Annotated in this window: 11 protein-coding genes and 1 tRNA gene; 6 read left to right on the top strand and 6 right to left on the bottom strand. The window is 35.5% G+C overall.

The features are described 5' to 3' along the window. The first annotated feature begins 260 nt into the window (after positions 1 to 260). The 5 genes from J2772_RS22400 to J2772_RS22380 all read left to right on the top strand — a co-directional run bounded on the left by J2772_RS22400 (position 261) and on the right by J2772_RS22380 (position 4,828). A complete protein-coding gene (locus J2772_RS22400; RefSeq protein WP_209920761.1) occupies positions 261 to 716 on the top strand; it encodes a hypothetical protein in 456 nt (151 codons plus the stop codon). Positions 717 to 718: 2 nt separating this feature from the next. Continuing rightward, positions 719 to 1,135 carry a hypothetical protein gene (locus J2772_RS22395; protein ID WP_209920759.1) on the top strand — a complete coding sequence of 139 codons (417 nt, stop codon included), beginning with the start codon at positions 719 to 721 and terminating at the stop codon, positions 1,133 to 1,135. A gap of 250 nt (positions 1,136 to 1,385) precedes the next feature. Then, on the top strand, positions 1,386 to 2,150 hold the full coding sequence (gene map, locus J2772_RS22390) for a type I methionyl aminopeptidase (protein WP_209920757.1): 765 nt from the start codon (positions 1,386 to 1,388) through the stop codon (positions 2,148 to 2,150). A 227-nt stretch (positions 2,151 to 2,377) separates the two neighbouring features. After that, positions 2,378 to 3,910, top strand: coding sequence for a M20/M25/M40 family metallo-hydrolase (locus J2772_RS22385; protein WP_209920755.1), 1,533 nt, complete (start codon positions 2,378 to 2,380; stop codon positions 3,908 to 3,910). A gap of 222 nt (positions 3,911 to 4,132) precedes the next feature. Further along, the gene (locus tag J2772_RS22380) at positions 4,133 to 4,828 is read left to right on the top strand and encodes a hypothetical protein (protein ID WP_209920753.1); all 696 of its coding nucleotides are present in this window, start codon (positions 4,133 to 4,135) and stop codon (positions 4,826 to 4,828) included. A 101-nt stretch (positions 4,829 to 4,929) separates the two neighbouring features. On the opposite strand, the gene J2772_RS22375 is transcribed toward J2772_RS22380, so the two are convergent. From J2772_RS22375 to J2772_RS22365, 3 genes are all read right to left on the bottom strand, one after another. After that, positions 4,930 to 5,760, bottom strand: coding sequence for a DUF2490 domain-containing protein (locus tag J2772_RS22375; RefSeq protein ID WP_209920750.1), 831 nt, complete (start codon positions 5,758 to 5,760; stop codon positions 4,930 to 4,932). Positions 5,761 to 5,983: 223 nt separating this feature from the next. Then, positions 5,984 to 6,898 carry a hypothetical protein gene (locus J2772_RS22370; RefSeq protein ID WP_209920749.1) on the bottom strand — a complete coding sequence of 305 codons (915 nt, stop codon included), beginning with the start codon at positions 6,896 to 6,898 and terminating at the stop codon, positions 5,984 to 5,986. Positions 6,899 to 6,985: 87 nt separating this feature from the next. Then, positions 6,986 to 7,528: a helix-turn-helix domain-containing protein gene (locus tag J2772_RS22365; RefSeq protein ID WP_209920747.1), complete on the bottom strand. Its 543-nt coding sequence runs from the start codon at positions 7,526 to 7,528 to the stop codon at positions 6,986 to 6,988. Positions 7,529 to 7,907: 379 nt separating this feature from the next. Here J2772_RS22365 and J2772_RS22360 point away from each other — a divergent pair, with 379 nt between their 5' ends. After that, positions 7,908 to 10,379, top strand: coding sequence for a TonB-dependent receptor domain-containing protein (locus J2772_RS22360; RefSeq protein ID WP_209920745.1), 2,472 nt, complete (start codon positions 7,908 to 7,910; stop codon positions 10,377 to 10,379). A gap of 214 nt (positions 10,380 to 10,593) precedes the next feature. Here J2772_RS22360 and J2772_RS22355 read toward each other — a convergent pair whose 3' ends face one another. The 3 genes from J2772_RS22355 to J2772_RS22345 form a co-directional block, all read right to left on the bottom strand. After that, positions 10,594 to 11,007 (bottom strand): hypothetical protein, encoded by a 414-nt coding sequence (locus J2772_RS22355; RefSeq protein ID WP_209920743.1) that lies wholly within the window; start codon positions 11,005 to 11,007, stop codon positions 10,594 to 10,596. Between the two features lie 440 nt (positions 11,008 to 11,447). Next, a tRNA-Ser gene (locus tag J2772_RS22350) sits at positions 11,448 to 11,534 on the bottom strand. A 48-nt stretch (positions 11,535 to 11,582) separates the two neighbouring features. Next, positions 11,583 to 12,608 (bottom strand): asparaginase, encoded by a 1,026-nt coding sequence (locus J2772_RS22345; RefSeq protein ID WP_209920741.1) that lies wholly within the window; start codon positions 12,606 to 12,608, stop codon positions 11,583 to 11,585. Between the last annotated feature and the right edge of the window lie 122 nt (positions 12,609 to 12,730).

Here is a 12,730-nt window from a genome sequence, read left to right as displayed (position 1 = left end):
AGCCTTTATTAGATCTGGAAATCTATCATTCTATTTGAAGCTGTTCAACAATATTCAAGGAAAAGCAGAGGACTAATGCGCAGCATAGTTCTTAAATAGCAAAGTCTAAAGTTCACCTCTGCTTTTCTTTGAATAAATTTATTTTATAAAGCAGCAGAATTTTTAGCGAAAAAATCTTTAAACTTTTTATTGGTAAGCATTTTTTCTACAAGCCGGAAAATAGTTTGCTTGTCTTCATCACAGCTGAACTTATTAAAACAATGGAAAATATTTATTCTGGAGTTGACAGCGAAGGTGTATCACTTAGTACTAAAGTAAATAATATTGAATTTGTAAATAGTGTGTCATCAGGCGACTATTATATAGATTTCGTAGACAAAATTGAAGGAGTAAGCAGCCCACTTACGATGGGCAAGGTAAATAACATTGGAAATTCACAATCAAATAGAATTCAAATTATGTCTATATTAGGTTCTGAAACTGGAGAAGTAGCCAGTCATGAATTTGGGCATACTGTTGGATTAAGACATGATGTAGATCCAGCCAATCCACCACACATAAAACAAAGTATGAAATTTGTTAATCTAATGTCTTCTGATACAAATGGGAAAACTTTAACAAAAGAACAATTTAGCGAAATTAAAAAGAATGTACCTACAACTACTAAAGTTGAAACAGAAAACAATCAATCTATATCACCATTTAACCAAGACTAATTATGAAAAAAATTATTTTGTTTTTAATCGTATCATTTTTTTGCCAATGTCAACAAAGACATAATTATACTTTAAGCAAAGAAAACGCAAAACCTAATTTGACAGAATTACAAAAAAAAATAGATATAAAAGGGAATTTTATCAATGTTTTTTTTGAAAATAACTTTGATAATGAAAAGGTTTCTCTGCAATGTGATTCTAAAGAAGTGTTTAACAAAAATATAACAACAGATAATACCACTAATTTAGCAGACTATTACTTACAAAAATCGAGCTGTGAAAAATTTACAGTTAATTTAGGTGATCAGAAAATTCTTTTGAATAAGAAAGATATTACAAACTATAAATATCTGTATGTTAGTAAAAAGAATGACAGTGTTAATTTATTTTTATCGAATACTCCACGGACTTATTACTAATTAAATAATCCACTAGTTAAGGTGGAATTGCTGCCCAGCTGCGCAGCATAGTTCTTAACTAGCAAAGTCTCCAGACTTTGAGCTGTCAAAAACCTAATACAAGAAATAAAAAGAACCCTTGCCGTTGAAAGAGTTCTTTTCTTACACTCAGCTTATATTTAAAAACAAAATTTTATTCTTTAACTTTGTATTTATCAGTACTATGGTATTCCTTAGTATTGAAATTCTAACCTAACCAAAAAATAACATCATGTCAATTACCAATGACGATCAGTTAATCGGAATGCAAAAAGTGAGTGAAGCAGTGGCTTATACCTTGAAAGAGATGACGCAATATGCTCAGCCGGGGATGACTACCAAGGAGCTTGATGAATATGGAGCTAAAATACTTGCTGATTTCGGAGCCAAGTCTGCACCCTATCTTACCTATGGATTTCCCGGATGGACCTGCATAAGTGTAGATAATGAATTTTGTCATGGTATTCCCACCCATCAAAGAGTTTTGAAGGAAGGCGATCTTATCAATATTGATGTTTCCGCTGAACTCAACGGATATTGGGCTGATAATGGCGGATCCTTTGTGATTGGGAAAGATATCAATCAACACCAGAAGTTGGTAGATGCGTCCAAGGATATTCTTCAAAAAGGCATTGAGAATATAAAAGGGGGTATAAGAATAGCAGATATTGGATTTCTGATGGAAACTGAAGCAAAGAAAAAAGGCTTTAAAGTCATTAAAAATCTTGCCGGACATGGAGTAGGAAGAAGTTTACACGAACAACCTGATGAGTTGTTAAATTATAAAAATCGGTTTGATACCAGACGTTTTAAGAAAAACTCAGTAGTAGCGATTGAAACATTTATTTCCACTTCCTCAAATCTTGCTGTAGAATTGAAAGACGGCTGGACTATGGTAGGGAACAAAGGCGGTTATATGGCACAACACGAACATACCATTTTAATTACGGATGGAAAACCTGTTATTTTAACTCAAATGAATGAGATCTTGAATTAAGACATCATTCATTAGATACTGTGAGTTCGAAATAAATAATCATTATCAATAAAATTAGTAGGAAGATAGAAGTTGGGAAAAGAAAGTTATTGACATACGATCATTGATAAATAATCCAATAGTAACTTCCAGCCTCCATCTTCCATCTTCCTTTCCTTTAGAATTGTTAAAGACCAAATACTTTGTTATCTTTATAGAACCAAACCATTTCACAAAATCATCCTGTTATGAAAAAAGTTCTTCTGGCCATTCTGGGAATTCTCATTATTCTTGCTGCTATAGTATTAGTTAAAACTTACACTTATCCTTTTAAGAAAAGCACTTCAGGAGCTGGAGAAGGATGGAAGCCTGTAAAGAATGATTCTGCAGTAGCAAGGTTTTCTGGAGGCATAAAGATCCCTACCGTTTCTACAGGAAGCTTAGGAGAGTTTAATTATGTTCCCTTTGAACAGTTTAAAGAATACCTGAAAACAACCTATCCGTTAGTCTATCAGAATACAGAAAATGTTGAGGTTAATAAATACGGATTAGTATTCAGACTGAAAGGAAGTAACCCCAAACTGGAACCCATTTTATTCCTTTCCCATATGGATGTGGTTCCGCCAGGAGATGCTGATATTAAAAATACTACTGAAAATATCTTCAGACCGGATGATAAGCTGGCAGAGCCTGTTGCAAAGGTGGCTGAAGACTGGGATTTTGCTCCCTTTTCAGGAACAGTGGCCAATGGTAGAATTTATGGCAGAGGAGCTATAGACATGAAGGGGATGCTTTTCTCTTTGATGGAAGCGATGAATAATCAGATTAAAAGCAGACAGATTCCTCAGCGCGATATCTATCTGGCTTTTGGTTTTGATGAAGAAGTAGGCGGACAAAAAGGAGCCATTCAGATTGCCGATTACTTTAAGAAAAAAGGACTGAAGTTTGATGCTGTTTACGATGAAGGTGGACTGATTATGAGAAAAGGAAATGTAGCTGGAGTAGACGCCGATGTAGCGGTAGTAGGATGCGCTGAAAAAGGCTTTCTTTCTGCAAAAATAAAGGTAAAAGGATTGGGAGGACATTCCTCGATGCCACCTATGGAAAGTGCGATAGGAAAAGCAGCGGTCATTATGCAAAGGCTGGAAGATGATCAGATGAAGCCAGTGATCACTCCACTAATTAAAGAGTTTTTTGATAATATTGGTGGAGCAATGCCCTTTACCACCAGAATGGCACTCGCCAACCAATGGCTTTTAAAACCTATATTGATCTCACAACTTACCAAAAACAATACAACCAATGCATTGGTAAGAACTACAACGGCTTTAACGATGATGAAAGGAAGTGACGGAACCAATGTACTTTCTCCGGAAGTTGAATTTGTAGTCAATTTCAGGCTTCTTCCCGGAAATACAGTAAAAGACGTGCGTGAACACATTGCAAAAGTTACAAAAGGTTTTGACGTTGAGGTAGAAGAAATCGACAATACAAGAGAAGCTTCTGCCATATCTCCATCCAATACCAAAGCATTTAAGTTAATTGAGGCAGGAGTAAAAGAAATCTATCCCGAAGCTATTGTTTCACCCTATCTTACCATGGCCGGAACCGATGCCGGTAAATATGAAATTGTAAGCAAAAACGTTTACAGATTCATGCCGATCAGAATCAATAGCTCAGAACAGCAAAGTATTCACAGTACAAACGAATATCTCAGTATAGAAAACTATCTGAAAATGATTCACTATTTCGAGTTTATGATGAAAAATTATGACAAATAAGAGTTGTTACGAAGTTCGTGATTCGGATTTTGTAGAGAATAGAAAGGTCAATTCACTTGCATAGCAAAATTTACTATTGACATTTAATCATTCATGATTGCTGATTTGCTGATGATCGTCTCACATCTTTTGTCTCTTCCTCTTGTGTCTTTAAAAAAAATATAATGCGTCAAGTTTTGTCGCATTACAGCAATAGCTTTGTCATATCAAAATTACAGAGTTATGGAATTGCCACTTTACTTAAACTTTAAAGACTTTGAAAGCCATTATTACGATCATCTTGAAAAATGGTTTGAAGAATATCATAATGCTAGTGAGGCAGATTATCTGAAAACGTTAGCAGGTATGTATAGCCCTTATCTCTATTATAATTTTGCTGATGATAGTTTGCAGGCAGATGCAGCCATTGAAATAAAAGATTGTTTCTTTCCCTATCATGAAAAGATAGGTATTTCCTTCTGTACAGGCTGTGAGAATGGAACATCACCCAAAAAAGGACTGAATCATGTTTTTGAATGGAAAACCATTTCCATGATGGAATATGCGCAACATATTCTGGATAAGATCAACCGCTATTGCTCAAAAAATAAAGAAGCCTTAAGTGGCAGTAAAAATATCCTGGATTACATCAATGATTATGATATTGTGACTTCCAGAGAAGGAGCAGGATATTGTGTGAGCTATAACAGGCATCAGATGACCATTCCTTTCCTTAAAGCTTATCTTCCTTATTATGGACAGACGGTAGATATGGCACTGTATAGGGATTTTATCTTTTCTATTGTACAGATTGCAGAATATATCGATCAGAAGTTAAAAACGATCCAGGCTTTTGAACATACCATTTATGCCCAGTCCAGAGCCGAAGCAAAATTCAAGGTGCAGATGAGCCGTCAGTTCTTGACCTTATGCAATTAAAATTTCACACCACATTCATACTTAATTATATTGCGGAGAATCCTATATTTTCCAACGAAAATCCCAGCCGGAAATGGTTGGGATTTTTTATATATAGAAGGTTAATCAAGATGATCCTGATTTGTTGTTTCTTTCTTTTTATGAGGAATATTCCAGATGAGGTCTGCTGCCAGATAATGAACCCCACCATGACGGATACTTCTGCTGCCTCTGATTAGATCATCCATATAGCCGATATCCACTGTAAAAGGAGAATTTGGAATATTGAACATATAATAAGCCGCTAGCCGCAATTCCCGATATCCAAAAGAGTTCCAATGCTGGTCATGTTCATTGAGATGACTAATGGAAAACAGTGCCTCAGCGCTTAATGCCAGTTTCTGATTGTTCTTTGGAGATAAATTATAAGTCAACTGGCTTTTGATACGGGTTCTCAACTGAAAATCTTCATCTACCTTATGAAAATCCGCATCAAAGAACTTTCTGAATTCCTGACGAACCGTATTTTTAAGCTTCAACTTTTTTCCAAGATCAAAAGTATAAGCATAACGACCATAAATCCTGAATTCCTGTTCTATACCTTCTTTATCATAAGGAGCTTCTTTCTCATACTCAGGCTGTCGGCGGTAGCTTAGCGCATAACTGTATTGCTGATGAGGTGCAAAAGAATGATAAAATTCGTGATTCAACACAAAAATTGCCTGTTTAGCAAACAGATTATCGTTATCCGGAGTGCTTTTTCGCCCAATAGCAATATAGCTCATGGTTTGCTTCTTTCCCAAAGAATCCAGATTACGTTTTACTCCAAAAGCCGACCAGAATGCAGTGTCGGCATCTCCAAGACCAGGCGGACTGATCTGTGCTTTTACAAGGCTTCCCAAACAACCTGTTATACCTAATATGATAAGGATTTTTCTTATACCGGACATCATGATAACTGTTTTACTATTACTATTAATACCTGCGAAATCATAAGGTTAGATAAAAATATCAGCGATTCGCAGAGAATATATTTTGTCATAACAAATGTATAAGGCTTTATGAATAGAATGTTTATTCAAAAATCTTCAATACTGTTTAAAAACATGACAAAATAAGGGCTTGATTTAGGAAAGATTTGGGAATAACAACCAATCATAAAAATGAATGTAAATTTTATTCAATCCCGATTTTTTCCTTTGAACAGTCAATGTAGATTTTTTGGTTTAAAAAGATCTTATTACCCAACATTCCGGACATTCCTGAAAATTTCATCAGCATATATTGAGTTGGGGAAAATCCCTCTACATAAGTTACTTCATTGAGGGGTAGGCTTTTATTTTTAAAACTGATCGTATGATTTGTCTTTGTTGTATAAGTAACTAAAATATTGGGCCTCGACTGGGCTTTTTCTACCATAACTTTTGACTGAGGTAATCTTAAACTTTCCCAGTTTTCTTTATTGGTCAAGAGTTCATAAGCACTGGTACCGGAATCATACAGAAATTTCTCGTCTTTTCCCTTTAAATTGCCCTGAATAATAATTTTTCTCTTTTTAAATTTAAAATCAATAAGATGATTATGAAATTCATCCGGTTCTTTGGATAGATTGAAAACAATACAATTATCTCTGAAATTAATCAGTGTTTTTCTATCTTCAAGTATATCAGCGCCAAGAGTACCAATGATTTTTACAGGATTATCTTTGTCTGAAGGCTTTCTTGTATTGGATATTTTAATCTGATCGGAAGTGAAGTTCATTTTTCCGATGTAAAATGAGGTTATAGCCCGCTCATTCCTGATAGAAATCCCTTTTAATGTTGATATTGCTCTGCTGTAAAACTCGGTATAAACAGCTCCTGTATCAAATTGAAGATAGTAAGTGGTAGTGTCTTTAGGAAAATAGATGGGCACAAGTAATGCATTTTTATCTTTTCCAATCCATTTGATGGGAATAGTTCCACTCTCATTATACACTGTTAAATAATTCTTTTCAGGAGTAAATTTCCGGTCAAAATAAATGTATCCTCCCAGAGTCGTAATGATGAGTAGGGCTAAGACGATGAAGCCAGTTCTCTTTATTATTTTCATGCTGATTTTTTGTACAAGATTCGGAAATCCTGTATTGGTTTTGCGTAAAAACAATGCGACAATTTTACGACAGTTCTATGTCTTTTTTTATATAAAGTTGGTTTTCAGTTTAATAATTAAATCCTGTGTTGTGTTCAGACTGATTCCATTTTTGATGATAATGAATAGTTTCAAGCATAAAAACAGGAGTAAAGGAATCATAAAAAGTGGAAATTTTAAAGAAAACAGCTTTTGAATAAACGGGCTGATAATCATGAGAACAGAAAAAATTACTGAGATAATGATCTGGATGCAGATAATACTTTTTCCCAGTTCTTTGTTTTTGGAATCCTTTGTTTGATAAGTTAAAATTGCAGGAAAAATAATTCCTCCATACGGAATAACCAGCCCGGCCAGAGCAGATAAATTAATCTTTTTAGCTCGTTGGATATTAGTTTCTTCTTTTGGGGTAATAATAAGATCTTCCGGTTGAATGTTCAAAGCTTTTGCAAGTGCTTTTAATGTAAAACCCTTCAGAATATTTCCAGCTTCAACTCTTTGAACAGTCCGAAGAGAAAGTCCTGATTTCTCAGCAAGATCATTTTGAGTCATATTCATTTTCTCTCTCAAAATTTTAACCTGATTTTCCATGATTTGATCGCTATGGGTTTTATAACCATGGGGCTAATTTAGCAAAAACAGGTAAGCCCAAGATAAATTAAGGAGTAAATTCATCATAAGATTAATTGTGGATAACTTGTTAGTAAAATATGGAAAACTCAATATTTCTATTTTGAATATTTTCCAAATCCAATGTTAAAAGGAGATTGCGAGGATATAGTAGAAAGTGTAGCATAAGATTATTGATGAGAATGGGTGTATGAGTATCGTTTTTAAGAGGTTCTTTTTAAAACTAAAATAATGATTTTTGTCTTTTATTTAGAATAATTTAAATTAATATTGTGGGGGAATTTGTTTATCCTTTATTTTGCATCTTTATTTATAATTATTTTAAATAAGGCTGAAAAAAATGATACGATCAAGCGAATGTGAACTTCTGATGAAGTCGATATCCTATGCCCATGAAACAAGGCACGAGAATGTTTTATCGGGTAAAATGATAAAATGGTCTAAGCTATTTCTGATTTTCTTCTTTTCCTTACTAAGTATAACCCAACTATCTGCACAGGAGCTGCAAGGCGGAATAACCGGTAAGGTTAATATGGTGGATGGACAGCCTTTAAGAGCAATATCCGTTTCATTATTGGAGGCAGATCGTCAGACCTTAACGGATGATGATGGGAACTATAGTTTTACAAATATAAATGCAGGTTCCTATATTGTAAAACTACAAATCTTAGGATCTAAAGAAATACGTATTCCTGTTGAAGTAAAGGCTGGAGAAAGCACAACACTGGATTATCAGTTGACTAAAGAAAACATCCAGGCAATACAGGAAGTAGTCATTATGAAAAATGTCAACAGGTTTTCTAAGAAAGAAAGTGGATTTGTCGCAAGACTTCCTTTAAAGAATCTGGAAAATCCTCAGGTGTACAATACCGTAACCAAAGAACTTTTTCAGGAGCAGGTGGCTGTAGATCTTGGAAGCATCTCTAAAAATGTACCGGGAGCAGGTGTTCCTATGATTGCCAACCAGGGAAGGGTAACATTCCGTTCAAGAGGGTTTGAAATGGAGCCTAATGCAAGAAATGGAGTAGCGGGAGCTGCCTTTTCAGTGATTGATCCTGTTAATCTTGAACGTATTGAAGCTATAAAAGGACCTTCTGCAACCTTATTCGGGAAAAATGTGGCAAGCAGCTATGGTGGAGTGTACAACCGTGTAACCAAAAAGCCTTATAACAAATTTGGTGGTGAAGTAGGATATGTTGGCGGAAGCTGGGATTATAACCGATTAACAGTAGATGTAAATACTCCTGTTAATAAAGACAGAACAGTACTTTTCCGTCTCAACGCAGCAGGAACCTTTGAAAAAAGCTTTCAGGATTTAGGTTTTACCAATTCATTGGCCATTGCACCAAGTTTCTCCTATCAGATCAATGATCGTATGTCGCTTCTTCTGGATGTAGAGTTTAATCAGGCCAAAGGAACTTCAGTGGTACGTTTTAATCCTTATACAGGAAGTAATAAAATGCAATCTATTGCCGATATGAAATTCCCTTACTATAAAAACTTCCTCGGTGATGACCTTGCGTATGAAACGCAGATGATGAATATCTTTGCCCAGCTCAATTATAAAGTATCAGAAAACTGGACATCTCAAACGATCATATCCCGAGCAAGATCAACAATTAATGGTTATATTTCTGCAATCAACGGAAAAACAGATTCTACAGCAAGTGCTCAGGTGATGGTGGGAACCACTTCATTTATCGCCACAAATATACAGCAGAATTTTATCGGTGATTTTCATATCGGACGTTTCAGAAACAGAATGGTGGTAGGGTTAGATTACTATAACAACTCTAATCATTTTGACCGTTATCATACCAATACCAAGGTGTTTAATTTTGTTCATCCCTCTGCAGATTTTAGAGTAAACCGAAATACAATTGATGCTCTTACAGCAACTTCTGCAGTAAGAAAAGAAAATAACAGTGATAATACATATGCTGCTTATGTCTCGAATGTTTTCAATGTAACAGATCAGCTAATGGTAATGGCTAGTTTGAGGGTAGACAGGTTCCAGTTTAAAGGAGTTTATGATATTACCACAGGACAGATAAAAGGAGGTCTGAGTAACAGTGGAACACAGGCTGGACCCTATGCGCAAACGGCACTCTCTCCTAAATTAGGCCTTGTTTATGAAATAGTAAAAAATAAAGTTTCCCTGTTTGGAAATTATATGAATGGTTTCAATAACGTGAGCGGAGTAGATATTAATGGAAATTCATTCAAACCAGAATATGCCAATCAGTTGGAATTGGGAGTGAAAGGAGATATTTTCAATCATAGATTGGTAGGGACATTGAGTTATTATAATATCCGTGTTGATAATATTTTAAGAACCAATCCGGATGATATCAACTATTCTATTCAGGATGGAGCGCAATTAAGCAAAGGGTTTGAAGCAGAGTTAACAGCTAATCCTTTTGATGGATTGAATATCGTAGCGGGATATGCTTATAATGACAGTAAGTTCACCAATGCCAATCCTTCCGTTAATGGATTAAGACCTGCATTATCAGGTCCTGCGAATATGTTCAATTTCTGGGTGAGCTACAGAATACCACAAGGTAAATTAAAAGGCGTTGGAATAGGTGGTGGTGGAAATATGGGATCTTCTTCTTATCAGACCAATACACAGGCTGCTAAAGTGATTATCCCGTCTTATACAATGTTTGACCTTGGAATTTTCTACGACCAGCCCAAATATAGAGTAGGACTAAAGTTTGATAATATTACCAACGAAAAAACCTGGTCTGTACGTTTAACACCACAGGCACCAGCCCGTTTCCTGGGAAGTGTTTCCATAAAATTCTAAAACAAGATTTAATAATTGATAATAAAAAAGTCCTGGATCTAGAAAATCCAGGATTTTTTCATTTATAATGACTTTAAGCTCTTTATTTTATTAATGATGTTTATTCAATGGCCGTCTGAAATAACCTTCATCCTCCATCTTCCTCTTTCCATTTTTCCTGATTAATTCAAAAACAGCCTCTACATTTGATTATATTGATTGATTTTACCTGTTCTTATGCTCCTGTTCTGCACATGGCATCCCACGTCGTCCAGAAATGAGCATTAATAGCACCAATAAGAGGGTTGGTACTGTCTGCAACAATTCCTACCATGGAAGCACAATTGGAATTGCATCCTATTTCATTATGGCTTCCTGTCTGAGGAGGAATCTGTCTCCATGTGCCAGTTGAACCACTTAGTAATTCAACTTTAATTTCGAAAATCCCTGAAAGATTGGGGGTCTGAATTTGCTTTGTCGGATTGTCACTCGAAATGGAATCGCTCCAATTTCCCTGTGAAAATGTTACACGCCATTTGGTGATCATTTTAGCAGTATCATGTTGAGGGGATAGATACACCCAGAACTGTGCTCCACCGCCCAGTTGTAACTGGCCGGATGAATTTGCATTTACGCTTGTTGATGTCATAGTAAAATTGGTTTTTGTGGTTATTTTATAAATCAAAGTAACGAAGAACAAAACAGAGGCTGTAGAGTATAAATAACCAATTGTACATTTGAGTAGAAATACTTAGATGAAAGGAAATTTCAGAATGAGTTTAAAAAGTTTTTGAATAGTCTTAGCATTCATACAGACAGGTGATTTTTTTGAAACGCAGAGGTTTATTACTATATGCTGTAGATTTTAGAGATCAAAGATGAAATCAACAAAGTTGATTCTTTCTAAGCGGGTACATGAACCACATCGCTTCATCAGTGATGAAGTTACATCTCTTAGTTTCCTTAAAAGTATAAGGCTTTTATCATAAAACTTTGCATCAAATTAATGCGTGGATTCTTGACAACCAACTATTTAAAAGGGAATAAAAACAAAAAAGTCTTAAGTGTAAAACCTAAGACTTTTCTTTGCAGAAAGGAAGGGATTCGAACCCTCGATACAGTTACCCGTATACTACCTTTCCAGGGTAGCTCCTTCAACCACTCGGACACCTTTCTTTTTGAGATTGCAAAAATAGGATATTTTCTTTAAATACCAAATTTTTATTACAATTTTTCAGCAGTAATTTCACCACAAAGGCTTTGGGTAAAGTTATCCGCAAAACTTCCGGAATAATTCGGATTGTCAATGAGGTGCATCGCTTTTGTGATAGCTGTTTCCGCAGTCATGTCCCTTCCGCTAATAGCTCCGATTCTAGAGAAAATATTACTGTTCTCATATTTCCCGAACGAAATCCCACCAGAAATACATTGGCTTACCACTACGATCTCCGTACCATTATTTCTGATCTCCTGAAGTGTTTCCTGAGTTTTTTCACTGCTGAAAATAGTTCCGGAACCGAAAACCTGCAGAATCAGGACCTTCATTTTAGGAATTTCTCTGAAGTGGCTCAGATGCATTCCCGGGAAAATTCTCCAGAACAGAACATCCTCAGAGATATGTTCATCAACATGAAACTCAACTTCCGGATTACAACGGAAAAGATTGTCTTTGATAATATTTAAATGAACACCGGATTGTCCAAGAATAGGGTAGTTTGGGCTTGCATAAGCATCAAAATATTCAGCTGAATATTTTAAAGTTCTGTTTCCTCTTAATAGTTTATATTCAAAATAGATCGCTACTTCCTGGATAACCGCTTCATCATTTTCATACAGACTTGCATAATACAGACTGGTCAGTAAGTTTTCCTTGGCATCAGTTCTCAGGTCACCAATAGGCAGCTGCGAACCCGTCATAATCACAGGCTTTCTCAATCCTTTTAACATGAAACTTAATGCTGAAGCAGTATAAGACATGGTATCTGTTCCGTGAAGAATCAGAAACCCGTCATAATCATTATAGTTCTCATGAATGTAGTTGGCAATTACTCTCCATTCCTCAGGTCCCATGTCCGAAGAGTCCAGTGGTTTGGCAAAAGGGTGTACGAAAACTTCACATTCCATAAGCTTCATTTCAGGCATCTTTTCGAAGATATTACCAAAATCAAAGGCACGGAGACTTCCGGTTTCATAATCTTTTTCCATACCGATGGTTCCTCCGGTATAGATGAGCAGGACTTTTCTTTTCATGTATTATTTTTAATTAAGAATGTAATCCCGGTTAAGGATCATAGCCCAAAATTACGTTAATTTGCAAAGATTTGAAAATGAATGGAACACTTAGGGTAAAATTTTATAAGAATAAGATAAAT

Origin of the sequence: Chryseobacterium jejuense (assembly GCF_017877355.1) — a bacterium.
GTDB classification, from domain to species: Bacteria; Bacteroidota; Bacteroidia; order Flavobacteriales; family Weeksellaceae; genus Chryseobacterium; species Chryseobacterium jejuense_A.
This window is presented reverse-complemented; position numbering and strand designations above follow the sequence as displayed.